The sequence below is a fragment of the Pseudomonas sp. 3MAES_34.3B genome (assembly GCF_058145875.1).
On record NZ_CM176960.1, the window covers coordinates 4,066,387 to 4,090,764 of the forward strand.

The following is a 24,378-nucleotide window of genomic DNA, read 5'->3' on the forward strand; positions in this document are numbered from 1 at the left end:
CCTCACAAGTCGAAGTCAGCGGGGCTCAGCCCCAGTTCCAGGCAAACTCGGCGACAGGCCGCGCGCTCTTGCTCATCGAAGTGGCCATCGGAACCACCGACAGCGCAGGCAACACGCACCAGCAAGCGGGCCGCGCTGTCGTTGCCCTTGAGTTTGCCAATGATCCTGAGGGCCTCGGCTTCCCCAATCTGAAGGTCGAACTCGAACTTGCTGGTCGAGTTGTTGAACGCGGCCAATACGTCGCTGAGGTTGAATACCTTCAGCTCGGGCGAGTTATTGATAAAACCCGTCATCTTCAGTTTTTCCGCGGCAGTTACTTCGCCATCAGCGGCGGCGATCATTGCGCACGCCGCAGCGGTCGCTTCCATGAATTGCCGATTTCGGAACTTCGCTACTTCAGTGGTAAGCGCTTCCCGCGCCATTGCCGCATTGCTTTTCAACCATCCCAACATCGGGTTCTCCTTGTTTAAGGGCAATTGCCCCCGGCGAACATTCGCACGTTCTGTTAACGCCCTGCCTGCGCCAGGCCGCAATCGACGGGCTTCACGCCGTGCCACTGCGCGCGCTCCAGCGTCCTGACCGCCCAGTTGTAATGCGTGGCCGGTTCAACCATGGCGTCGTCGTGCCTGAACACGGCGGGGCGGGCCCCCTGGATGACCAGCCGGGCACAGTTCAGGTCTTCCATGGGGACCCTCAACCCTTGCTGGATCAGCGGCACCTGGCAGGGATGGATGGCCGTTTTGCCCACTAGCCCATGCGCCACGTCCAGGTGCACTTCCCGAGCGAGCAGGTCTGGCATGGCCAAGTGTTCGAATACGGGCGCCGTAAGCGCGAAACCCTGTGCGCCCAGCACACCGGCAAGCATGGGGATCACATAGCCCATTGGGGTTTCATACAGCGTGCTGGTACGCGGGCGCCGCAGGGCCAGACAACCCAGCAGATCGTTTCCCCCGATGCGGACTGCCAGGATTCGCTGCCCGAATTCGGCCCGTAGCGCCTGGCCCAACTCCGCCACCGCGGCAGGGTTGTAGACCTGTGCAGTTTCAAGGGTGGGCATGAGCGACTGGCTGGGGTCATCCAGCACACAGGCCCAACGCTCAAGAGAGGCCAGGTCGAGCTTGGGAATCACGAAACCATCTATCGCGTGTATTTCCGGCCAGGCCATCAACGTGGCGGCCATGCGTGGGTTTCTAGGGCGAACGAACACCAGGGGGCGGGAGCCATCGGCACCGCCACTGCGGGCAACGCTGGCAAGTGCGCTGCGTAGGCGGGCCAAGGCCGGGGCCGCATCCGACTCGGCGATGGCATCCTCAAGGCACACCACCAGCGATCGCAAGCCGGGAAGTTTCTTCCCCACCATAACCAGGAGAAGGTCCGGTCGAGTTGCCGGCATATACAGGGTACCGCCCAAGGCAAACGGGGAGACGTTTCGCACTAGCTCACCCTCCGGATAAGGGTTGCCGCCCGGTACGGCCCAATGCCGTGCCCGCCTCCTGCACCTCGATGCCGGCCTGCCGAGTGAGATGGATGAGTAATTGCACGTCAGGGTCGCGCCGGTCCCGTACCAGTACCTGGTCAGGAACACGCCTGAACACCGCCCGCGTGGCCTCTGCAATTCCGGGCTTTATTCGATTGAGGTCGTTTGTCTCGAAGCGCTCGCCCAGGTGCTCGAACACTTCTGAAGTAACGGCCTGCAGTGCCTTGGCCTGCGCTGGGGCCCAAGGCACTGCCGCGCTGACGCGTACAGTGGCCCGCGCGGCGTTGATCCGTTCGATAAAGGGGCGCGTGAGGTCGTGCGCCGTCAGGTCATGCTGCACCACACACCCATGCAGCCCGGCATCGGTAGGCCAGACGGAGCGTGAAACCAGCCCGGATACCGTTGCGCCAAGCACACCGGACGGGATGAGCCAGTCCTGCGCAGAGGCTGCCAGCCATGCGCGACCACACGGGTCTGCTAGCACCACCAACCGCGGCACGTCGGGAAAGCGGTGGTCACCTGTGAGGCTGCGCTTGAGCTCGGCTGCAATGGCGCCCTTGCCGGTCCAGCCGTCGATGAATGCGATGTCCTGCGCCCCATGGCGGGCAATGATGTGCTCCAGCGCCACGGTATCGATGCCGCGGCCCCGCACGATACTGATCCCGTAGTGGTGAACATCGTGCCCCTGTTCCAGCAGCGCCCGACGCAGCAACACCCCTGCAGGGAGGCCAGCGCGCACAAAAGATACCAGTACGATGGGGGCCTCCCGATAACGCGCCGCCAGCCCCAACGCAAGGGCTTGTACGTCTGCAGCCATCCTCCCGGCGTTGTTCGCCAGTGCGCGTTTGAAATGGGCCAGGTGGGAACCCGACGGCGCCTCCTCGCGGCTCAGCATTTCGGAATAATGTTTCTGCTGGCGCTGGATGGAACGTTCTTTTTCCAGCACGGCCATGGGTGCAAGTTCCGTGGCGCGAAGCAGGATGTGAACATCGGCCGGCAGATAACTGCCGCTGCCAACGGTTGCCATGGCCAGTGGATCAAGCATGGGTGATTCCTTCCACACACCTGGCGACCTGGCTACCGCTTGGCGTAGCCCAGAAATGGCACAGCTCCATGAAGCCCAGATCCGAAACACTGTCTCCGATACCAAGCAACAGGCGCTCACCGTGCAGCGCGTGATCCTGCGCGAGGTAATGCGCCACTGCGGCCCGCTTGCTCACAGCCAGGGGGAGCAAGGCCAGGTTGTTGCCGTTGAGGTGGGTGTACATGCCCTCGAGGTGGCCCGCGACCAGCAAGGTTTCGCGCAAGCGCACCAACTGGGCATCGGTGCCGGCGTTGTGCTTGATCACGACGCAGTGCCGCTGCCCTCCCTCTTCCAGTACCCAGCCGCGAAGCGACATACCGAGGTCGGCGCCCGCTTGAAGGGCCGCTTCACACACCATCGGCAAACGAGCCTGAAAGGCGCGAAGCCGCTCGGCCATTGCGCCTTGCCAGTGAAGGTCCACCTCACCGCCGGGGCGAAGGATCACTCCGCCATGGGCACACACCGCGCTGCCACCGAACCCCAGCGCCACGCGCCCGAACGCTTCCACACCGCGAGCGGTCACCGGCACCAGATCGCAATCGCGCCGTAGCCAGTGCAGAAGGGTTTTTTGCGCTTCGCTCTGGTAGCCGCTCACCGCGCCTTCCACGTTATGGGAGGCCGGGTAGCGCCGGGCGTGTTCGGGCATCTTGCCGGGGGTTTGAAAAAGGGTATCGTCGAGGTCCAGGAACACGAGAGGCCGATTACTCACCATCGACGATCACCTGCGCATTCAGCGTGTCGATCAGTGAAGCAGGCAGGGCCAGCCGGTGGGTTTCAGTGCACAGCAATACCCGCCCGAACTGCCCCGGCGCGACGTTATAAAGGAAGTTGTCTATGCCCTGCCCATAGTTGTCAGGGAACGCTATTACGCGCTCGATGGCGTGCCCGACGGCAATAGGCGAGCGCGTGGTAGCGCAAAAACGCACCCGCGCGCCGCTGCGCTCCAACCGCTCCGCCAACAGAAACGGCTTCCAGACGAACTCCCCGGTGCCGATCACGAGGATGTTCTCGCCAGGTACCGCCTGGAGGTCACGGCCGAGGGTGTCGGCCACGTTCCGCACACCCAGCCGCCCCCAGTCGTTCGCTGGGTCGATTGGCCACCTGGCCACCGGGGGGAGCCCGCTTCGGGGGCGGCAAGGCACCGCTGAATATGAATTGGCAGTGAAACGGTATGCCCCCCGCAGCAGCGAAACCTGCTCGACTCGCTCGCCAACGGCGGCAGTGATCGCACCGCCAGACCAGTCGGTAAGGACGCAGGTGACAAGCCGCTCGACCCTGTTCAGCCCTGCAGCCAGCAAGGCATTGTAGAGATTGAGCAGGGTTTTGCCGGTGGAGGCTTCGTCGTCCACCAGCACCAGGGAACGAGCACTGAGCATCATCTCCCGCAACGGCGGGGCGGCAGGGGCATGCACAAGGTGCGTACTCGCATGGCTGTGCTCCTCCTCGAAGCAGGCGAACAGATCCTCGGCTACGAAGTGGCGGGTGGTAACGAGGTACATCGAATCAGGCCGGAAACGGCTGTACGCCCGGTGCACGCCGGCCCCAAGCCCAACGGCGGTTTCCGCGAGGCCAATGAATAGCACCGGGCCGGGAAGGTCGCTGGGTAATCGGCTTGCAAGCTGTTCACACGTTTGGGAAAAGCGCGAAGGCGCAACAGGGATGTGCTTGCCAAGTACACGTGAAACGAAAAGAAATGCCCGCCGTGGATTGTGCCGTTCCGCGAACCCGAAGAGGGACGGTGGCGGCACTGAAGAGGCGTGAACGTCGACTTCCAGCACGCCCTGCCGTAACGCAGCACGAAGTTGTGTGGAGCTAAAACTGGTTACACTTGATTCCATGTGTTAATTCCCGCAGACGGCAGAACATCACAACCCAGGCTGGATTACGAAACATAAGCAAGCACTCTGATCGACAGTGCCAAAGACCAAGGCCCGGGTATCGACGAGGCGCGCATTATGCGCAGCCGAGGAATCAAATGCAGCACTTCACGCTGTTACAAGTGTTGCAGCATATGAGATCTATAAGAATCCAGGCAGCCGTCCTACACGGCTTGCAGAATATTCTTATCCAAAGAACTAAGCGGGTGATTTAAAACATTGTATTAAATAGCATCAGGCGCGGCTTTTCAGAGGCACGCGCGTGCGGCCATTACAGTAAACCAACGCCGTGCTAACCCATAAGTTCGCGCACTCGCGCCGTCAGGGTTTCGAGCACGAACGGCTTTGTAATCACTTGCATACCCGGTGCAAGGTGGCCATTCCCGATAGCGGCGTTTTCCGCATAGCCTGTGATGAACAAGGTTTTCAACCCCGGCCGCAGTTCCCGGCCAGCATCGGCCATCTGCCGCCCGTTCATACCGCCGGGCAGCCCAACGTCCGTAATCAGCAAGTCGATGTGCGCATTGGAACGCAGTATGGCGAGCCCGGCAACACTGTCAGCGGCCTCGATCAATTGGTAACCGAGTTCGGAAAGCACTTCCGTCAGTAACATCCGTACCGTGGGTTCATCGTCCACGACCAGAATCGTCTCTCCGGTGTTTTGTGGGAGGGCTGTCAAGGTAGCGACTTCGCGCACATCATCAGCCGCCTCCCCATGATAACGGGGCAGATAAATACAGATCGTTGTACCCAGCGCCACTTCGGAATAGATACGTACATGGCCACCGGATTGCTTGGCGAACCCGTAAATCATCGACAACCCCAGCCCGGTGCCTTGGCCTATGGGCTTGGTGGTAAAGAAAGGATCGAAGGCCTTCGCAATGACGTCTGGCGTCATGCCCACACCGGTGTCGGTGACACATAGAGACAAATATTGGCCTTGGGTCATATCGTAAACCCGGGCCGTTTCGTGATCCATCCAGCGGTTGGCCGTTTCTATGGTGATACGCCCGCCTTGGGGCATTGCATCGCGGGCATTGATGCACAGGTTGAGCAGCGCATTCTCAAGCTGGCTGGCGTCGACCAAGGTAGGCCACAAGCTGGTCGCACCTACGGTTTCCACCGCGACACTCGGGCCGACAGTACGCTGGATGAGGTCGCTCATGCCGTCTACCAGCGCATTCACATTGGTAGGCCGGGGATCCAGGGTTTGACGGCGGGAAAACGCGAGCAACCGATGCGTCAACGCCGAGGCGCGCCTCACCGCGCCCTGTGCAGCAATCATGTAGCGTTCCATGTCCGCCACGCGACCCTGCGCAAGGCGTGCGCTCATCAGTTCCAGTGCACCGGAAATACCGGCCAGCAGGTTATTGAAGTCGTGGGCAAGGCCACCGGTCAGCTGGCCCACCGCTTCCATCTTCTGGGACTGCCGCAGCTTTTCCTCCGCCTGCATCAGCTCCAGGGTGCGGTCCGCCACGCGCTGTTCCAGCGTTTCGGTCAGCGATCGCAGCGCCACCACCGCACGGTCGCGCTCGGCTTCGACAGAGCGTCGCTCTTCCACGTCAATGACCACGCCAGGGAAGCTGAGCGCTGTGCCATCAGCGGCCAGGTCGACCCGGCCGTTCGCTTCGATCCAGTAGTAGTGGCCGTCGGCGCGGCGAACCCGGTATTGATGTGCATAGGCACCTCCTCTGCTCAACGCCTTCTGAATGGCAGCCATCAGGCCGGGCAGGTCTTCGGGATGCACGGCGGCAATCACCTGCTCAAGTGCCAGGCCTTCATCACCCGAGGCGTGGCCCAGGCCCAACGCGGCGGCGAAACCGTCGTCGAAGGTAAAGCGGTTCGTGACCACGTCCCAATGCCAGGTTCCAATAATCGCGCCCGCCGCAAGCGCAAGCTGTACGCGCTCCACGTTGCGCCTCGCCAGCGCTTCACTTACACGCAGGCGATCCTCGGCCTCGTGCCGCTGGGTAACGTCGCTGAAGATGATCGCGATCTGCCGCTCGGCCAGGTCGCCTACGCTTACCGCCCTGACGTCGAACCAGCGCTGGAAGGCCTTGGCGTAGCTCTCGAAGGTGGCAGGCTCGCCGGTCTTGGCCACATGCCCATAGGTATCGAACCAGAACTGCTCCAACTCGGGGGCAAACTCGGTTACCCACTTACCTTTGAGGTTGACCCCGGCCTGCTGCTCGAACGCAGGGTTGGCCTCGATGAATTGATAGTCGATGGGACGGTCGTCGGCATCGAACTTGACCTGAACGATGGCAAACGCCGACTCGATGGTTTCGAGGATCGTGCGAAAGCGCTCTTCACTCCTGCGAAGGGCCGCTTCCCTGGCCAGCAGCCGGGCGATGTCCGGCCGGGTACTGTACTCCCCGTCGATACCCGCCGCGTCCAGGATATACCGCAGCCTTGCATTTTCGGCCTCAAGGTCTTCACGACTCAGGTCTTTCAAGGCTCGTTCACTCTCACATCAAGTCAGGGGGATTTGAGACACACCGGTTCGCATTTGGGCGACGTTCAGCGCCAAAAGTGCCGTATGCATGACGAACGCAGTGACCCTGCCTCGCGATAGGCCTCATGCCGCTGGGCCCAGGCAGCAGGAGTGGACACCCGGCGCATCGCGCAGCCGGGACAACTGTACGCTTACGGTTGGCTGGGACAGGTGCAGGCGCTCAGCGGCACGGGTAACGTTCAGCTCGGCGAGCAACGCATCGAGGGTAACCAACAGGTTGAGGTCCAGCCGACGCAAGCAATTGTCTACTGCAATACCTGGGATTTCGGATATTCATTTCTACTATACGTACATCGCTCCCATCATGCCCGCACGGCCTTATCGGAGCACCACCCTGAATGTGTTGATCGTGTACCCCCACCCGCAATCCCGACTGCTGAACGGCGCCTTCCTACGGCTGCCCCGTATAGGCCTTTTGAAAAATAGCTGCTGACCTCCCGGAGGCTTCTTGGGCAGTGAACGCAATGAGCTTTTCCCTGAGTACCTTCTGCTCGGCCTCTAGCTGGAAGATCCTGGCCTGCTGGTTGGCTATCCGCTGCTGATCGGTGTCGTGCATATTCACCAACCTGGCGATGCGCTTGCGGCAGGCCACCAGTTCGCGGTTGGTTTCGTCCAGTTCATGGCCCAGCAACGTACATTGGTGCTTCCAGGTTTCGAGCAGGGACGGCACACCGAGGGCGAACCTATCGTGGTCGGGAGCTGGTGAAGGCGTAGACGGATCGTCCATGGCAGGAATGCTCTGATACTGGTTATGCGTACAGTATAGGGCAAGGTTGAGGATAAGCGCCAAGGGGAAGGCGCTGAGTGGTCGAGTGCAAGCTGACTAGTGACCTGCCGCACCCCATTCTGACCGCCCGGTCGCATTAAGCCTGAAACAACCCTATTTCTTTTTTTGAAATAGCGTATTCCATTAGATGAATTTACATGCTAATGGCAAACCGCCATTTAACACTTATTTTTGCTAAAAATGAAATGTCAACCATCCTTAAAAAACAATTTCAATCCATTTACTAAACCGCCAGTAAAGTGATAAGGGCCCTCGCCGTCTGTCTCAGGTTAGTTACTAAATGTATCTAAAATAACTAAAGTATCAAAAGGCCATGTCGATAACCCGGACGACCGAGTTTTTAATGGTCATGGGCTTACCTTGCAGGGGTGCAAGCGTGAGTCAAGGATGCCTGCCAATAAATTTATAATCAGGAACGTAAACTCGATGACATCCATCGTCACGTCGTTTTCAACGGCTCAAATCGCCGTGCTATCGACCAAGCAGATCGCCGCACTATCAACGTCTGATATTGCAGCCCTGAGCACCGCACAAGCATCCGCTTTAACCACTAGCCAGATTGCCGTGCTGTCAACGGCAGACGTTGTGTCGCTGAGCACGGCGGCCATCGCAGCGTTTAACGCATCGCAGCTCAATGCACTGAACAACCAGGATGTGGCCGCGCTTGCCGCCGCTCAAGTTGCCGCGCTGACCACTACTCAAGTGGCTGCGTTTTCGACCACCCAGATTGGTGCCATGAGCGCTACTCAGGTCGGCGCACTGGCCAGCAACATGACGGCGTCCCAGATCGGCGCCCTGTCGGCAGTTCAGATCAAGGGTTTGACCACCACCGTGCTGGGCGCCATGGCGGCCACGCCGGTGGCGGCCTTGAGCACCAAGGCCATTGCTGCGCTGACGACCACCCAGATCGGTTCGCTGTCGACCACCGGCGCTGCGGCCATGACCAGCGCGCAGATCCATGCGCTGACCACGCTGCAAGTCGGTACCATCGCGACCAAGCTGTCGACCGCTCAAATCGGCACCTTGACCACCGCACAAGTATCGGGCCTGACCACCACCGCATTGGCCGCCCTGAGCACCGATCAGCTGCAGGCGATCTCTACCGCCGACATCGCTGTGCTCTCGACTGCACAGGTAGCAGGCCTGTCGACCACCGCGCTGGGCAACCTGACCACGGCTCAGCTGCAGGCGATCTCCACCAAGGACGTCGCCGCGCTGTCGACCACTCAGGTCGGTAGCCTCTCTACCGCTCAGGTCGCCGCGCTGACCACCGTGCAGGCTGGCGCCCTGACCAGCACCCAGCTCAGCACCGTGGCCGCCAAACTGTCCACCGCTCAGGTGGGGGCGCTGTCCACCGCGCAGGCTGCCGGGCTTACCACCACGGCCGTGGCGGCACTGTCCACCACGCAACTGGCCGCCGTGTCGACCAAAGACATCGCCTCGCTGACCACCGCCCAACTGGGTGCCATTGCCACCGCAAGCGTCGCCTCGCTGACGACCGCCCAGGTGGGCGCACTGACGACCAACCAGGTCGGCGTGCTGGCCGCAAAAATGTCCACCGGCCAGATTGCCGCGCTGAGCACTGCTCAAGCCGGTAGTTTGTCGACCACCGTGCTGGGCTCGCTGAGCACCGACCAGCTGCAAGCGATTTCCACCAAGGACATCGCCGCCCTGTCGACCGCACAAATAGCCGGCCTGTCCACCACGGCGCTCGGCAACCTGACCACGGCTCAGCTGCAGGCGATCTCCACCAAAGACGTCGCCGCGCTGTCGACCACTCAGGTCGGCGCGCTGAGTACCGCTCAGGTGAACGCGCTGGTGACCACTCAGGTTGCGGCATTGACGAGCACCCAGGTCGGCGTGCTGGCCACCAAACTGGCCACCGCCCAGATCGGCGCACTGTCTACCGTGCAGGCGTCGGGCCTGACCACCACGGCGCTGGCGGCCCTGACCACCGCGCAGGTGGCCGCGATCTCCACCACCGACATCGCCAAGCTGAGCACCACCCAGCTGGGCGGCCTGACAACGGCAGGCGTGGCCGCGCTGACGACCGCCCAGGTCACGGCGCTCACCACCGCGCAGGTGGGTACCCTCGCCGCGAACCTGACCGCCGGCCAGGTTGGCATGCTCACCACGGCCCAGGCCGCCGGCCTGTCCACGACCGTTCTGGGCGCGTTCACCACTGCTCAGTTGCAAGCGCTGTCGACCGGCGACATCGCTGCCCTGTCGACCGTGCAGGTCGCCAGCCTGTCGACCACCGCGCTGGGCAACCTGACCACCGCTCAGTTGCAGGCGATTTCCACCAAAGACGTCGCCGCGCTGTCGACCACTCAGTTGGCCTCGCTGACGACCGCCCAGGTCGGCGCCCTGGTCACCGCACAGGTTGCGGCCCTGTCGGCCACCCAAGCCGGCACGTTGGCCACCAAACTCACCACCGGCCAGATCGGCACACTGACCACCACCCAGGTGGGCGGCGTGGGCACTACCGCCGTGGCTGCATTGACCACCGCGCAAGTTGCCGCGATCGCAACCCGTGATATCTCGTCGCTGACCACCACTCAGCTGGGCGCGTTGGGCACCACCAGTGTGGCCGCGATCACCACGGCTCAGCTGTCTGCGCTGACCCCCACGCAACTGGGCACGCTCACCGCCAAGCTGACCACCGGCCAGGTAGGCGCACTGACCTCTACTCAGATCACTGGCTTGATCGCCGCGAGCATGAGCACGGCGCAGGTGGCGGCGATTTCGACGGCTGATATCGGCTTCCTGTCGACCACTCAAATGACCGCGCTGTCGAGCACCCAGGTGGGTAGCCTGAGCACCGGCCAGGTGGCAGCACTGAAGTACACCCAGATCAGCTCGCTGGGCCAGAACTTCAACGCCACCCAGATCGGCGCCCTCACCACGGCGCAGGCGGCAGGCTTGACCACCACGCTGCTTTCCGGGTTCAGCACCACTCAGTTGCAGGCGTTGTCCACCAAGGAAATCGCAGCCCTGTCGACCGCCCAGGTCGCGGCGCTGTCGACGACCGTGCTGAACAACCTGAGCACCACGCAGGTTCAGGCGATCGAAGCGGCGGATATCGCTGCATTGACCACAGCCCAGGCCGGCGGCCTGTCGAGCGCTCAGGTGACCAGCTTCACCACCAGCCAGATCGCTGCCCTGAAGTACAGCCAGGTCAGTGCGCTGAGCACCAACCTGTCCACTGCACAGGTAGGCCTGCTGTCCACCGCACAGGTGGCGGGCATCTCCACCACAGCATTGGCGGCGTTGAGCACCGCGCAGGTCGCGGCAATCACCACCAAGGACGTTGCCGCCCTGACCACTGCTCAGGTGAGCTCGCTGACCACGGCCCAGATCGGTGTACTGTCGACCTCTCAGGTCAACTCACTGACCAAGGCCCAGATCAGCGCACTGACCGCAACCCAGATGGCCCAACTCTCTACGACCCAGATCCCGTATCTGAACCTGTAAGAGCGTGCGTTGAAATGTGGGGTTCGGCAGGCAACTGCCGGCCCCTGCTTTTCATATGGACGGACCCGGACAGCGGGATCTAGGATCACCACCCCGTTAACGCTTCACCTTTTTTCCCAGCACTGGATATCCGCGGATGTCTTCGTCGCAATCTCGCGATCATTTCTTTCGAAAACGTAGCCCTATGACCCATCCAGAAGAGCGCCTTGCGGCACTACTCGAACAGATCACCAGCGGCCGCTGCGCCGAGGCCCTGCCCGAGCTTGACCACCTGTTGAGCCAGGCGCCGGAAAACCCCGCGCTACTGGGGTTGCGGGCCGAAGCCTTGCGCCTGACCGGGCGCCTGGTCGAAGCTGTGGAAGCGTTCAGGCACGCCGCCAGCAAAGGCGCCGGCGTGCGTAACTGGCTGGCGGCCGGTGTGTTGCTGGCGGCCATGCGCAGCACTGACGACGCCTTGCAGTGCCTGCGCAAGGCCAATGAGGAAGCACCCGATAACGAAGAGGTGCTGGACGCACTGATCACCACCTGCTTCAACGCCAACCGCCAGCACGAGGGCATCGAGTTTGCTCGCCGGCAGCTGACGGTCAGTGCCAACCCACGGCTGTTGACTCACGCGGCCCTGCTACTGCAAAGCAACGACCTCTACGCAGAGTCTTCCGGCGCCTTCAAAACGATCATCGCGCTAGCGCCTGAAGACCCGGCCGTGCGTGGTGCAGCGCTGGTACCGGCGCGTTTCACCTGCGAGTGGGAATGGGTGGAAGCCCTGCAGCAGAAAATCGGCGCCTGGTACGATCAGGGCGCCTTCGACGCGCCGCAGGAATACCCGCTCACGCACCTCACCTGGTGCACCGACGAAGCGCGCAACCTGGGCGTGACCCAAGCCTATGTGAAACGCATGGTCCCGGCCGTCGAGCCTTTGCCCGCGCGGGCGGCGGCTCCAGTGGTGGGCCGGCGAATCCGCGTGGGGTACGTGTCCTGCGATTTTCGCAACCACGCGACCATGCACCTGATGGCCGGGCTGTTCGAGGCCCACGACCGTAGCCGCTTCGAGGTGTTTGCCTACGACTACAGCGCGCCCGATGTTTCGGCGTATCGGCAGCGTTTCACCGAGAGCTGCGAGCATGTGATCGCCATCCACGCCATGACCGATCAACAGGCTGCCGAGCGCATGGCCGCTGACCAGCTGGATATCCTCTTCGACCTGAAACTCTACACCGGCGGCGGGCGGCCGGGGATCATGGCGTACCGGCCGGCATCGCTGCAGGTGGCGTACCTGGGCTATCCGGGCAGCGCGGCGAACACCGACATCGACTACATCGTCTCGGACCGTTTCGTCACGCCAGATAGCAGCACGCCCTTCTACCCCGAAGCGTTCTGCCGCCTGCCGCACACCTACCAGTGCAACGACCGTAAACGCAGCGCCGCCGCGCAGCCGGCCAACCGCGCGGCCCATGGATTGCCGGAAGACAAAGTGGTGTTCGGGGCGTTTAACCAGTCCTACAAGATCGACCGCACGAGCTTTACCGTGTGGCTGCGGGTACTGACCGAAGTGCCAAACAGCGTGCTCTGGTTGCTGGGCCAATGCGACGAGGCGATTACCAACCTCACCCACTACGCGCAGCTGGCCGGGGTTGACCCCCAACGGTTGATCTTCGCCCCGTTCGCCGCGCCCCAGGATCACCTGGCCCGCCTGCAACTGGCCGACGCCGTGCTCGACACACTGGTGTGCAACGGCCATACCACGACCTCCGACGCACTCTGGGCCGGTGTTCCGGTCATCACCTCCCGCGGCCGGCATTTCTCGTCGCGGGTGAGTGAAAGCCTGATCAACGCCATCGAGTTGCCAGAGCTGGTAGGCGCCGACCATAACGCCATGGTGGGTATCGCCCGGCGCATCGGCACCGACGCGGAGTACCGAACGGCGCTGCGTGCCAAGGTAGCGGCCAACCGTTTAAGCACACCGCTGTTCGATACGCTGCGGTTTACCCGCAACTTCGAAACCGCCATCGAGCAGATGGTCCAGCAGCACCGCCCCGGTGTAAAAGGCGCGCATATCGACGTGCGAGACTGCGGGCCGATCAACGCGGCCAACGCCTGCCCGGCCGTCAACGACATCGCCGCAGCGCCGCTACAGAACGCTTACCCCGCCTGCCCGCTGTGCCAAGGCACCAGGGAAACCCTCGGGTTTGCCAACTGCACCGGGCATGAACTGTGGCACGCGGCGCTGCCGCCTTCAGTGGAATGGATGAAATGCACGGCCTGCGGGCACGTGCATACCCGCCAGTACTGGACACCGGCCGGTATTGCCGAAGTGGCACGCAAGGTCGACGCCGCTCGGCTGGCCATTACTGCCGAGCGCTACGACGCCATGCGCAGCGCCTGGGCGCCGGTAGTCGACAAAGTGGTGAGCCTGATGGGCGGCTATCACGCAGCACTGGGCACTGGCCAACCGCCAACCTGGGTCGACGCCCGCTGCGGTGACGGTGCCTTGTTGATGCTCGCAGCCGACTACGGCTTCGCCAGCGCCGGGCTGGATGCAAGGCTGGCGCCCGTGACGCAGATCCGCCAACTGGGCTTCAACGCCGTGCACCAGGACTTCATGGCCCACCCGTTCGACGCTACCTTCGATGTGATCTCGATGATGGACATGCTCGAGCACGTGCCATACCCGAAAGACGCGCTCAGCAAGGCCGCACACCTGCTGCGCGCGGGTGGCCTGCTGGTTGTAGGCCTGCCCGATCTGGGCTCGTCCAGCTGGAAAGTCATGGACGCCAGCGGGGCGAACCCCTACTGGCAGGAACTGGAGAGCTACCACCACTTCAGCCGCGAGCGACTGATTGGCCTGCTGGGTGAATGCGGGTTCGAAGTGGTGGATTTGGCGATTCCGAGTCGGTATCGGGGGCATGTGGAGGTGTATGCGCGGCGGGTTTGAGTGCTCTGGCGTGCTGACGGCTGCCTTCAAGTTTTTCTGGGCGCTGTCGATCACTTCGGTACCTTCCCCGTGCCGAGCCCATGCCATGTTTTCTTTATTCAAACGCCTGAAAAACGAAATAGCTGCCCTGCGTGAAGAGGTGGCCATTTCCCGGCAGGTGCGTGAGGGCTTGGACAAGGAAACCATTCACATGCGGCTCAGCCCTCAAGGGTGCGTGCTCAGTGTGAACGCCAATTTTGAAGCCGTATTGCAATACCGTAACGACGAACTGGTGGGCAAGCCGCTGGAGAGCCTGTTTGTCGAGCACGCCAGGAACGATCCACAGTACGCGCAGATGCGAACCGCCATGCAGCGTGGAGAGCATTTTTTTGGTGTGTGGCGGCTATCGCGTAAAGACGGCCGTGAATCCTGGCTGCGCGTCATCATGCACCCCGTACACAGCACAGACGGCAAGTTGCTCAAGTTCTCGTGCTACGCCATTGACCAGACCAACACTATCGAAACCGCTCGTGCCCATGAGAACTTCATTGAGGCACTCATGCGCTCCACGGCGGTTATCGAGTTCGACATGAGCGGCCATGTGCTTGCCGCCAACGATCTATTCCTGCAGGCGATGAGCTATACCCAAGACCAGATCAAGGGCAAGCATCACCGCCAGTTCTGCAGCAGCGACATCGCCAACTCCAGCGAGTATCAAGCGTTCTGGGACCGGCTGCGCCGTGGAGAATTCGTCGCTCAGCGCTTCAAGCGGATTGACAGCAGGGGGCGAGAGGTTTGGCTGGAGGCCTCTTACAACCCGGTCCGCGATGGCAATGCCAACTTCTACAAAGTGGTGAAGGTCGCGACAGTCATTACTGAGCAAGTAGAGCGTGAGGTGGCCATTGCCCAGGCAGCGACGGTGGCTTATGACACGTCAGTGGGCACTGATGACACCGCACAGCGCGGTGCCGAGGTGGTGCAAGAGACAGTCAAGGTAATGAATGACCTCGCTCACCATATGCAAAGCGCCGCTGAAGGTATCGAAGCCTTGGATCGGCAGAGCCAGGTGATTTCCACCATCATTAAAACGATCAGTGGGATTGCTGAACAAACCAATTTGCTCGCGTTGAATGCGGCCATCGAAGCGGCGCGTGCGGGAGAACAGGGCCGCGGTTTCGCCGTGGTAGCCGATGAAGTTCGCCAACTGGCTTCACGGACCACACAAGCCACCGGAGAAATCGCGACCGTGGTTCAACAGAATCAGAAACTGGCCAGTGATGCAGTAGCCACCATAGGCGCGGGCAAACACAAGGCTGAGTCTGGCTTGCACCTCGCCAATCAGGCTGGAACGGTGATTAACGAGATTCAGGACGGAGCCAAGCGGGTAGTCGGCGCCGTAGAGAGCTTCGCGACTCAGCTTTCGGCTGAGGCCTAACCTGCGATTGGCCACAATGTGGATAGCAGCTGATTGGGAATACGGCACGAACTGATGAGCCGGAGCTACGGTGCGGATTGATTAGTCAGGAAGGTAACGGCTCGGTAGCTAATGTGGTACCCGGTAAGGTCGACCTGCAGTAGAGATTCCAGCCGGGGGTCGCTGGGCTGCAGATGAAGAATTCTATCTAGTCGCCGAAAACTATAAATCGCATGTAGGGTTTTAAAACATGGAAGTCATTATTTTTTTCGTTATCTTACCTATGGGGGCAACCTTCCTTTTCGGGGGAATCCTTATGATTGTGATGCTCGGTGTCCGTGCGTTGATGACTGGGGGTACTCCCGAGATGGACGACATCGACGCAGGGGATAGGGCTTATTGGGCCGGCATGGTCATTATTCCCGCCCTAACATTCCTATTTAGTTTTTCTGCGATCAAGCCGTTTCTCCATGCAGTCATTATACCAATAGGGCTGGCCTATTTTCTGGTGCTCCTGGTTGGTAATGCCCTTATGAGACCGAAAGCAAAATGAAACCGTTGGATTTCTTTTAATATAGGGGCGCCAGTCGAGCTCAAGGGTTCGTTTGTTCAGCGATAGCTTGATAGTGCATATAAGGTCGTCACCTATGGAAGCCATCATCCTCATCATCATCCTGCCCATGGCCCTGACCTTGCTCTGTGTAGGATGACCTTGATCGTCCTGCTTGCCATTCGAACCCTGATGATAGGGCAGGCCTTTAATGCAAAGGACAAGGCATCTGCGAACAAAATCTACTGGATGGGAATGATAGGCATACCACTAATGACCCTATTCTTCGCTTTTCCAACTATTAAGCAATTTATCCACTACATAATCGCTCAAACGATCGTAGCTTATCTTATTGTTATACGGATTGGCTGCGCTATGAAAAATCGCATTGACAATAGTCCAGGCAACGCACTGCAGCGATTCAAGAGGTTCTTCCACCAGAGCCTAAGGGAAGCACTGATATGTTTTCTCGTGGTACCTTGATTGTGGTTCTAGCGGTGATCGTAACTGCTGCGTTTCTCCAAGCAATAAGGCAGTGACGCCACGTTCTGGAGCGATTCCCTTTATATACATTTTTGACTATCGCGCTAATTCGTATGCGGGCAACTTGCCATTCCTGCCCTCCATTACATTTACACCGCGGGGATTGCATGTGGTCGATTGAGACCATGCAGCAGCCGTCCAAGACCGCGCGCGTTCTTCGGCACGTGATGGCCGCTCTCAGCATTCAAACTGAGTGGACAAGGCAGAAACAAAAAACCCCCGCAAGTCGACGACTTGCGGGGGTTTTCTATATATGGCGGAGAGATAGGGATTTGAACCCTAGGTACTGTTGCCAGTACAACGGATTTCGAATCTCTTGGCCTGAAGACCGCAAACCCCCTGTTCAAGGGGAATAACCCAGTGTTTTCAAACGTTTACCCTATTGACATGACCGCCCACGTAAGGCTCCGGAATTGACGGTAAACGATTTTTGAGGGATAATTGAGGGATCACAGAGGATGAGGATCCCGATGAAGCCAACCCTGAAAGATGTTGAAAAGCTGATCAAGCAAGCTGAAGCACACCCCGGAAAACGTTCTCGCATTCCCATCGAAGCCGGCCTTTACTGCCAGATCAACAAACGCGGCACCAGAAGCTTCGTTTCCCGTTACCGCATGAAAGGCGACAAAAACCAAACCGATCTAACGCACATGAATCCTTGTGGGCGTTACCTCACGCTCAAAGAAGCACAAGCCCTCCATCTCCTTGTCATGGCTAAGGTTAAACAAGGGATCGATCCGAAACCCGCGCCTGACCGGGAGGTTGTAGACACCACCCCTACCTTCGGCGACATCGCTGATCGGTATTTCAAATTCCAGCTAGAGCAGGCTGATCCAAAGCGGTGCCTTAGGCCTAGCACTGCTACCGACTATCTAGGTCGCTACAACAAATGGATCAAAGATACCCTTGGCGGCGTCAAGCTCAGCAAAATTGATGAACAACAGGTAGTTCGCTTAATAGCCCGTGTGGGTGACAACGCTGGTAAACACAGCAACAATAAGGGAAATGGCACCAGAACGGCCAGCATCATCTATACAATCCTGAACAACATTTTCAAATTCGCTGCAAAGCGCGGAGAAATGAGTCGCAACGACAATCCGCTTAAGAATTACACGAAGGCTGATCTCGACGTGCAGCAAGAGCATGATCTTGATCACAGGGTGCTTAGCACTGAAGAGATTAAAGCCGTCTGGCAGATGCTCGACGTTTACCGAGACGCTGGCAAAACCTCAAGCGTTGGCACGGCCTGCTGCAAAATTCATTTTCTCACGGGATTAAGAACCCAGGAAATAATCGAGATGCAGTGGAGTGATCTAGAGATCCTCTATCACCGTGACAACAGTATTAACGGTGCCATTTATCACATTCCTGAAACGAGAATGAAGAACGGAAAACCTCACCAAGTATACCTTACGAATTTTGCTCTCAGCTTGGTGAACCCTTATCGCAATGATACGGATTACGTCTTCCCTTCCCCCAAATATAATGGTCAACGGGCAGGCTACGGAACAGCTGGACGGGGGTTCGACAGACTATTTGGACTGCATCATAAAGGGCCGATTCAAAAGCTAACCTTTGAACACTTCTCACCCCATGACGTTCGGCGAAGCTTCGCTACCGGGTTACGTAGAGAGCTAAAAGCAGCAAAGGCATTAATCCATGCAATGATTGCACATACTGAATCAGACATGGACATTGATACCGTGCTCGACCGAATCTATATTAAAGAAGAGGAGCTATTCGGTGATCATGCAGAGATGTGGCAAAAATGGTCGGACTTTATCGAAGACCTGATCTCAAATAAAATTGCACAGACAACCGAGATTTCTATTTACAAATCAAATCGCAAGGAGGTAGCATAGTATCAAATAACAAAGGCTACAGAGATGAGCAAAAGACTACTCACTATCAAAGAGGTTTGCGACAAGGTTAAATTTTCCCATACATTCATCTATGCGCAGATCCGCCTTGGGAAATTTCCTCGACAGATTAGCATTGCAAACAAGAGCCGCTGGCTCGAAAGCGATGTTGATAGCTGGATTGACGAACAAATCTTAGCTTAGACGTAACCGGAGCCCTCGCGCTCATGCTGAACAAGCACTCAAAAAGACGACCGACAGGTCGTTTTGTTTTTTTAAAGCCGCCAGTTTCCTAAGCTATAAAAAATCTCAGTTTGTTGACGTTGAATTTTTTCATCCTATATTTCTTTCAAGTTCACATAGGAGTGAGAAAATGGATGCAAACTCAACTATTGCTGCCGCAGGGCTGGACTACTTTGAGCCGCTGATTGGCCAAGTTAGCAGGGTTACACTGGACCTTTCTGGCCCTTTCCTCAGCTCCCGCGGGGGCAAGTGGTTTTCTCAGATATCAGTCGAAGCAATCCTTGGAGCCTCCAAGTACGAGCTTACCATGCGGTACCATGTTTGCCTGTATAGAGAGCGGATACACGATGCTAACCCTCGGCTATCGCTTCGACCCGCGCAGCTTGAGGACGAGCTGGATGGCGGAGCGTGGCCGATCGAGTGGGTGGCACCCCGTTACCACGCTGAATATAAGGATCGCTTTACAGCAAACGCTTGCATTACCGCTTTGATACTCAAAGACGATGGATCGTTTATCAACAAGCTGAAGAGTGTGTTCCAGGCGGTGTAAAATTGCTTGGAACATGGCGCTCTGTTAGCGTCATGTTACCTACGATCGAAGGGACCGACATGGACGTACAGGCAAAGGTTCGCAAGTGGCTGCTTGAGCAGCCAGATTGGCTTCAGGAGACGGCTGATAGGCTGCTGAAACAGGGCGATCTCACGCAAGATGACGTCAGGGCGATCGCAGCCCTGCTCAAGACGTCAATTGGGCAGGCGGTCACCAAACACCGTCCTTTCGAGGAGCTAACCCATGCTCCAGCCGGGTCATCGCTGCGACTCCTAAGCATTGCTGACGTTACCGGTATCGAAAGCCTCGGGCCTCGAGCGCCACTGGATTTCGGCACCGGCAATCTAACAGTGATCTATGGGCACAACGGCTCAGGAAAGTCGTGCTACACCCGAATCCTAAAAAAGGCGACAGGCAAGACACGTGCGAGCGATCTTAAGCCTAACGTCTTCCAGGCTGCTCCGGCGTCCAGTAAATGCACCCTCAACTTCGATTTGGATCAATCGTCGGGAAGCGTCGAGTGGCACATCACTCACCCACCGATCGAGCAGCTGCGCGAAATCGACATCTTCGACAGTGAAGAAGCCCAGCACTACCTCAAGAGCGAAAGCGCAGCTACGTACAGCCCGCCCATCATGGGACTGTTCGTAAAGCTGGCCGCTGCTACTGACGCGGTCAAGGATATATTGCAAGCAGAACAGGATCTGCTTGTCAGTCAGCTCCCAGCGATTCCAGCAGTCCACCAGGGCACCTTCGCAGGCATAGCTTATCGAAGTCTAAGCTCGATGACCCCTGCGGCAATTGACCAGCTATTGCGCTGGACGCCTGAAAACCTGAAAGCCCTGGAAGCACTCGACAAGCGGCTTAAAACCACCGACCCATCAGCGCTTGCGAGGCAAAAGCGCGACACCAGCGTTCAGGTTACCAGTATCGTAAAAGGCCTCAACGCGGCGGTGCTCGCATTCAGCCCCGAACGACTCCAGGTTATCCGTACCCAGCGCTCGGAAGCGTTCGAGAAGCGACGCATATGGCGCCTGACTTCTACGTCCGGCGGTCAGCAGGCTGTTTCAAATATCCTCATTACACATCGGCGATATTTGCGCTCGCTAAAGCCCACAAATGGGCGGGCGAGACGGGTATGGCGCCTGACTTCTACGTCAGGCGGTCAGCAGGCTGTTTCAAATATCCTCATTACACATCGGCAATATTTGCGCTCGCTAAAGCCCGCAAATGGGCGGGCAAGACGGGGGATGGCGCCTGACTTCTACGTCAGGCGGTCAGCAGGCTGTTTCAAATATCCTCATTACACATCGGCGATATTTGCGCTCGCCAAAGCCCACAAATGGGCGGGCGAGACGGGTATGTCGCCTGACTTCTACGTCCGGCGGGGCGCAGGCTGTTTCAAATATCCTCGTTACACATCGGCGATATTTGCGCTCGCTAAAGCCCGCAAATGGGCGGGCAAGACGGGGGATGGCGCCTGACTTCTACGTCAGGCGGTCAGCAGGCTGTTTCAAATATCCTCATTACACATCGGCGATATTTGCGCTCGCCAAAGCCCACAAATGGGCGGGCGAGACGGGTATGTCGCCTGACTTCTACGTCAGGCGGTCAGCAGGCTGTTTCAAATATCCTCGTTACACATCGGCGATATTTGCGCTCGCTAAAGCCCGCAAATGGGCGGGCAAGACGGGGGATGGCGCCTGACTCCTACGTCCGGCGGTCAGCAGGCTGTTTCAAATATCCTCGTTACACATCGGCGATATTTGCGCTCGCTAAAGCCCACAAATGGGCGGGCAAGACGGGGGATGGCGCCTGACTCCTACGTCAGGCGGTCAGCAGGCTGTTTCAAATATCCTCGTTACACATCGGCGATATTTGCGCTCGCTAAAGCCCGCAAATGGGCGGGCAAGACGGGGGATGGCGCCTGACTTCTACGTCCGCGGTCAGCAGGCTGTTTCAAATATCCTCATTACACATCGGCGATATTTGCGCTCGCCAAAGCCCACAAATGGGCGGGCGAGACGGGTATGTCGCCTGACTTCTACGTCAGGCGGTCAGCAGGCTGTTTCAAATATCCTCGTTACACATCGGCGATATTTGCGCTCGCTAAAGCCCGCAAATGGGCGGGCAAGACGGGGGATGGCGCCTGACTCCTACGTCCGGCGGTCAGCAGGCTGTTTCAAATATCCTCGTTACACATCGGCGATATTTGCGCTCGCTAAAGCCCACAAATGGGCGGGCAAGACGGGGGATGGCGCCTGACTCCTACGTCAGGCGGTCAGCAGGCTGTTTCAAATATCCTCGTTACACATCGGCGATATTTGCGCTCGCTAAAGCCCGCAAATGGGCGGGCAAGACAGGTATGGCGCCTGACTTCTACGTCCGGCGGTCAGCAGGCTGTTTCAAATATCCTCGTTACACATCGGCGATATTTGCGCTCGCTAAAGCCCACAAATGGGCGGGCGAGACGGGTAGCCGAAAGCAGGTCCGCAGTCTGATGTTTACCCTTAGAGCGCGGAGGTGCCACGATCAGTTGCCCATGAATCAGTAGATTTTTGTCAAGAGTACAAATGTACTCCTGCCTATGGTATCTGGGGTCCCCTGCTCAAGGGCTCTAGAGGTAGCGGGATTTTCTCTGGTTTACCGGGAGTGAGATCCTACCAGACCGACCAGTTGGCTCAGCAAATCACAGCTGTTGTTGCCACCTAATACACAGGAGTTCCCAGATGAGAGCACACGACGAAACTGTAAATCAGACCCGACCCTTGCGTGCCTTCTGCATTGGTCCAGATCCGGTATATGCCGCCTATGACGTAGATGGCGCCGTGCAGCTTGCGAATAGCGAATATGGCTACGCGTGCTTCAGCCGGGCTGATGTGACTCGATGTGACACCGCCGCGTTGGTTGGCCCGGCCTACTCCGCCATCGGTATCCGGGTTGGCACCCTATGGCAGCAGCTGGCGCTGGTGCAGACACCAGGTTACCTCTGCGCATGCTCGCCCTGAGCGCCATTGCAAATGGGTGAAATACCCTCCTGGGGTTCCGTCCTCGGAGTCGAAACGCGGCCCTGCTTACAAAACACTCCGCTTGCTTACGGCACCGACGTTTGCTTTGTTTGCCAAACGTAGCCAGATATACATGGCAGTCGTCGGCTTCGGAAGCACGAAACCAGAACGGAGCTTAGTGATCAGGCAGCAATCCATCGGCTGGTGAAAATTTTTTGTTACATTTGATGGCATTTCGCCGGCCGGCAGGTCATTATTTTTAAAAATGCCTGCCCGAATGGACTCAATGATGTGCTGGGATGTATCCGTCACGCTGGACAGTAGCGTGTACTCATTAAGCGTGGCCAAGCGAGTCGCCTATGCCCTCGCCTCGTCACTGACCATCAGTATTCATCGCTCGGAGTCGGTCATTACGCTACATGTCGTACCGACGCTACTAGCGGGTCCCGATTCGCATCTCGCACCAGACGCTGCTCGCGAGCTTGTTCTACGGCACCTCACCGACTTTGCTCTGCGTGAGGAGATCCAGCGCGAAACGTCTGGCTTGCGTGAGATCATTGCAGCTGCTGCGCTCCGCGGAGCGGGCCTCTGATCATGCAGGGGCACCTGATCGCAAAAGATGTTGGATATCGTCTATTGCCCTTTCGCTTCCTGCGTTTGGGAGCCAGTAGTGCTTCCAATATCCTGTTGACCGCCGAGACCGGGGAATATCTGTTTGTGTCCGAACCAAGCCTGCATGCGCTCGTGCGTAGGCAGTTGATCCCTGATACACCGCTCTACAAAGATCTACTGGCTCGGCATTTCATTTACGAGCCTGGCAGCCATAACCCTATTCCTGAGATCGCAGCTCAATATCGAAGCCGCAAGAGCTTCGTCTTTGACGGGCCGGCGTTGCACATCTTCGTCGTAACGCTTCGCTGCAATCACACATGCCAATACTGTCAGGTTTCTCGTGCGCCCTTGGGCGGCTCTGGTCACGACCTTTCGGCCGAAGATGCTGAACATGCCATTGACCGGGTATTCGAGTCATCCTCCCAGGCGCTGACTATTGAGTTCCAGGGCGGTGAACCGCTACTCGCTTTCGAACGCATCCAACAGATTGTGAGGTCAGTCGGGCGGCGAAACGAGACAGAAAAACGAAGCATCCAGTACGTCATCACGACTACGTTGCATCATCTGACCGAAGAAGTCCTGGACTTCGCTTTCGAGCATCAGATCCAGTTTTCCACCTCGCTGGATGGCCCAGCGTTTTTGCATAATTCGAACAGGCCGACGCCCGGGAAAAACTCCTACGAACGAACCATTGATGGCGTGCGCAGGGTTCGTGAACGGCTGGGCCATGATGCGGTGTCAGCCCTGACCACGCTCACAGCAAAAAGCCTCCAGTATCCGGACGAGATCATTGATGAGTATGTGGCGCAAGGATTCAAAAGCGTCTCGCTTCGCCCGTTGAGTCCCTACGGGTTTGCGAAAACATCGGCCAAGCGACTCGACTACACCATGGCTGAATTCATCGCCTTCTACAAAAAGGCAATGGCATACCTCATCTCAGTCAATGCTAGCGGCACCTTCCTGGCTGAAGGCTACATGTCGCTCCTGCTTTCCAACGTGCTAACGCCCTTCTCGTCCGGCTATGTTGACCTAAGGTCACCACTGGGGGCCGGTCTAGGCACCCTCGTTTACAACTACGACGGCGACGTTTACCCCTCGGATGAGTCCCGAATGCTACTCGAGATGGGCGAAAATGGTTTGAAGCTGGGCAGCGTCAGGCAGCCATTAGCTGCCTTGCTCAGCTCACCCGTGATCGAACTGCTGCTTTCTGCCGGGGTCGCCGAGGCGCTTCCAGGTTGCTCCGACTGTGCGTTGGTACCGTACTGTGGCGCCGATCCCATTGAGCAGTATGCAAGACAGGCCGATCCGATCGGACATCGCAGCTTCAGCTCCTTTTGTGAGAAGAACACAGCATTATTGACCTACCTCTTCAACCAGCTGAAAGACGGTGATCGCAGCACCCAAAAGGTATTGATGTCCTGGCTTTCACGCCGCTCGGTATCTGACCTCCCATCTGCCGGATACAGGGGGTGAC

The 24,378-nt window shown here is 58.5% G+C and carries 16 protein-coding genes and 4 pseudogenes; 11 read left to right on the forward strand and 9 right to left on the reverse strand.

The annotated features are described in order from the left end of the window. Positions 1 to 2 precede the first annotated feature (2 nt). From AC3Z8Y_RS18095 to AC3Z8Y_RS18130, 8 genes and pseudogenes are all read right to left on the reverse strand, one after another. Positions 3 to 452 carry a tellurite resistance TerB family protein gene (locus tag AC3Z8Y_RS18095; protein ID WP_490086983.1) on the reverse strand — a complete coding sequence of 150 codons (450 nt, stop codon included), beginning with the start codon at positions 450 to 452 and terminating at the stop codon, positions 3 to 5. Between the two features lie 53 nt (positions 453 to 505). Further along, entirely contained in the window at positions 506 to 1,435 is a 930-nt protein-coding gene (locus AC3Z8Y_RS18100; RefSeq protein ID WP_490086984.1) for an HpcH/HpaI aldolase/citrate lyase family protein, read from the reverse strand. Then, positions 1,435 to 2,522: pseudogene (locus AC3Z8Y_RS18105) on the reverse strand (cysteine protease StiP domain-containing protein). The gene AC3Z8Y_RS18100 and the pseudogene AC3Z8Y_RS18105 overlap by 1 nt, the downstream one beginning before the upstream one ends. Beyond that, positions 2,515 to 3,273, reverse strand: a complete 759-nt coding sequence (locus AC3Z8Y_RS18110; protein ID WP_490086985.1) for an HAD family hydrolase — start codon at positions 3,271 to 3,273, stop codon at positions 2,515 to 2,517. Before AC3Z8Y_RS18110 ends, AC3Z8Y_RS18105 begins: the two are co-directional and overlap by 8 nt. After that, a complete protein-coding gene (locus AC3Z8Y_RS18115) occupies positions 3,263 to 4,399 on the reverse strand; it encodes a phosphoribosyltransferase domain-containing protein (protein ID WP_490086986.1) in 1,137 nt (378 codons plus the stop codon). Before AC3Z8Y_RS18115 ends, AC3Z8Y_RS18110 begins: the two co-directional genes overlap by 11 nt. Positions 4,400 to 4,730: 331 nt before the next feature. Continuing rightward, positions 4,731 to 6,893, reverse strand: a complete 2,163-nt coding sequence (locus AC3Z8Y_RS18120) for an ATP-binding protein (RefSeq protein ID WP_490086987.1) — start codon at positions 6,891 to 6,893, stop codon at positions 4,731 to 4,733. Between the two features lie 109 nt (positions 6,894 to 7,002). After that, positions 7,003 to 7,217: pseudogene (locus AC3Z8Y_RS18125) on the reverse strand (helix-turn-helix domain-containing protein); the annotation flags it as partial. A 127-nt stretch (positions 7,218 to 7,344) separates the two neighbouring features. Next, positions 7,345 to 7,680, reverse strand: a complete 336-nt coding sequence (locus tag AC3Z8Y_RS18130; protein ID WP_490086988.1) for a hypothetical protein — start codon at positions 7,678 to 7,680, stop codon at positions 7,345 to 7,347. Positions 7,681 to 8,166: 486 nt separating this feature from the next. Here AC3Z8Y_RS18130 and AC3Z8Y_RS18135 point away from each other — a divergent pair, with 486 nt between their 5' ends. The 9 genes and pseudogenes from AC3Z8Y_RS18135 (at position 8,167) to AC3Z8Y_RS18175 (ending at position 22,292) form a co-directional block, all read left to right on the forward strand. Continuing rightward, positions 8,167 to 11,214 (forward strand): beta strand repeat-containing protein, encoded by a 3,048-nt coding sequence (locus AC3Z8Y_RS18135; protein ID WP_490086989.1) that lies wholly within the window; start codon positions 8,167 to 8,169, stop codon positions 11,212 to 11,214. 184 nt (positions 11,215 to 11,398) lie between these two features. Further along, positions 11,399 to 14,146 (forward strand): O-linked N-acetylglucosamine transferase family protein, encoded by a 2,748-nt coding sequence (locus AC3Z8Y_RS18140; RefSeq protein ID WP_490086990.1) that lies wholly within the window; start codon positions 11,399 to 11,401, stop codon positions 14,144 to 14,146. 190 nt (positions 14,147 to 14,336) lie between these two features. After that, positions 14,337 to 15,008, forward strand: a pseudogene (locus tag AC3Z8Y_RS18145) (PAS domain-containing protein); the annotation flags it as partial. A gap of 114 nt (positions 15,009 to 15,122) precedes the next feature. After that, a pseudogene (locus tag AC3Z8Y_RS18150) lies at positions 15,123 to 15,560 on the forward strand (methyl-accepting chemotaxis protein); the annotation flags it as partial. Positions 15,561 to 15,789: 229 nt separating this feature from the next. After that, positions 15,790 to 16,092 carry a hypothetical protein gene (locus AC3Z8Y_RS18155; RefSeq protein WP_490086991.1) on the forward strand — a complete coding sequence of 101 codons (303 nt, stop codon included), beginning with the start codon at positions 15,790 to 15,792 and terminating at the stop codon, positions 16,090 to 16,092. 1,010 nt (positions 16,093 to 17,102) lie between these two features. Then, the gene (locus tag AC3Z8Y_RS18160) at positions 17,103 to 18,494 is read left to right on the forward strand and encodes a tyrosine-type recombinase/integrase (RefSeq protein ID WP_490086992.1); all 1,392 of its coding nucleotides are present in this window, start codon (positions 17,103 to 17,105) and stop codon (positions 18,492 to 18,494) included. A 24-nt stretch (positions 18,495 to 18,518) separates the two neighbouring features. Next, positions 18,519 to 18,695, forward strand: coding sequence for a helix-turn-helix transcriptional regulator (locus tag AC3Z8Y_RS18165; protein WP_490086993.1), 177 nt, complete (start codon positions 18,519 to 18,521; stop codon positions 18,693 to 18,695). A 648-nt stretch (positions 18,696 to 19,343) separates the two neighbouring features. Then, on the forward strand, positions 19,344 to 20,768 hold the full coding sequence (locus AC3Z8Y_RS18170; RefSeq protein WP_490086994.1) for a hypothetical protein: 1,425 nt from the start codon (positions 19,344 to 19,346) through the stop codon (positions 20,766 to 20,768). A 1,245-nt stretch (positions 20,769 to 22,013) separates the two neighbouring features. Then, a complete protein-coding gene (locus AC3Z8Y_RS18175; protein ID WP_490086995.1) occupies positions 22,014 to 22,292 on the forward strand; it encodes a hypothetical protein in 279 nt (92 codons plus the stop codon). A gap of 66 nt (positions 22,293 to 22,358) precedes the next feature. Here the strand turns inward: AC3Z8Y_RS18175 and AC3Z8Y_RS18180 are convergent, their stop codons facing one another. Further along, on the reverse strand, positions 22,359 to 22,640 hold the full coding sequence (locus tag AC3Z8Y_RS18180; protein WP_490090087.1) for a hypothetical protein: 282 nt from the start codon (positions 22,638 to 22,640) through the stop codon (positions 22,359 to 22,361). Between AC3Z8Y_RS18180 and hxsD the strand changes: the two genes are divergently transcribed. Continuing rightward, entirely contained in the window at positions 22,582 to 22,884 is a 303-nt protein-coding gene (gene hxsD / locus AC3Z8Y_RS18185) for a His-Xaa-Ser system protein HxsD (protein WP_490090034.1), read from the forward strand. The two genes, AC3Z8Y_RS18180 and hxsD, sit on opposite strands and share 59 nt — an antisense overlap. Positions 22,885 to 22,886: 2 nt before the next feature. Then, on the forward strand, positions 22,887 to 24,377 hold the full coding sequence (gene hxsB / locus AC3Z8Y_RS18190; protein ID WP_490086996.1) for a His-Xaa-Ser system radical SAM maturase HxsB: 1,491 nt from the start codon (positions 22,887 to 22,889) through the stop codon (positions 24,375 to 24,377). Position 24,378 lies beyond the last annotated feature (1 nt).

What these genes read in the sequence shown, in the direction of transcription:
- AC3Z8Y_RS18095 (WP_490086983.1), bottom strand. Translation starts at nt 452, where the DNA reads ATGTTGGGATGGTTGAAAAGCAATGCGGCAATGGCGCGGGAAGCGCTT.
- AC3Z8Y_RS18110 (WP_490086985.1), bottom strand. Translation starts at nt 3,273, where the DNA reads ATGGTGAGTAATCGGCCTCTCGTGTTCCTGGACCTCGACGATACCCTT.
- AC3Z8Y_RS18115 (WP_490086986.1), bottom strand. Translation starts at nt 4,399, where the DNA reads ATGGAATCAAGTGTAACCAGTTTTAGCTCCACACAACTTCGTGCTGCG.
- AC3Z8Y_RS18130 (WP_490086988.1), bottom strand. Translation starts at nt 7,680, where the DNA reads ATGGACGATCCGTCTACGCCTTCACCAGCTCCCGACCACGATAGGTTC.
- AC3Z8Y_RS18135 (WP_490086989.1), top strand. Translation starts at nt 8,167, where the DNA reads ATGACATCCATCGTCACGTCGTTTTCAACGGCTCAAATCGCCGTGCTA.
- AC3Z8Y_RS18140 (WP_490086990.1), top strand. Translation starts at nt 11,399, where the DNA reads ATGACCCATCCAGAAGAGCGCCTTGCGGCACTACTCGAACAGATCACC.
- AC3Z8Y_RS18155 (WP_490086991.1), top strand. Translation starts at nt 15,790, where the DNA reads ATGGAAGTCATTATTTTTTTCGTTATCTTACCTATGGGGGCAACCTTC.
- AC3Z8Y_RS18160 (WP_490086992.1), top strand. Translation starts at nt 17,103, where the DNA reads ATGAAGCCAACCCTGAAAGATGTTGAAAAGCTGATCAAGCAAGCTGAA.
- AC3Z8Y_RS18165 (WP_490086993.1), top strand. Translation starts at nt 18,519, where the DNA reads ATGAGCAAAAGACTACTCACTATCAAAGAGGTTTGCGACAAGGTTAAA.
- AC3Z8Y_RS18170 (WP_490086994.1), top strand. Translation starts at nt 19,344, where the DNA reads ATGGACGTACAGGCAAAGGTTCGCAAGTGGCTGCTTGAGCAGCCAGAT.
- AC3Z8Y_RS18175 (WP_490086995.1), top strand. Translation starts at nt 22,014, where the DNA reads ATGAGAGCACACGACGAAACTGTAAATCAGACCCGACCCTTGCGTGCC.
- hxsD (WP_490090034.1), top strand. Translation starts at nt 22,582, where the DNA reads ATGTGCTGGGATGTATCCGTCACGCTGGACAGTAGCGTGTACTCATTA.
- hxsB (WP_490086996.1), top strand. Translation starts at nt 22,887, where the DNA reads ATGCAGGGGCACCTGATCGCAAAAGATGTTGGATATCGTCTATTGCCC.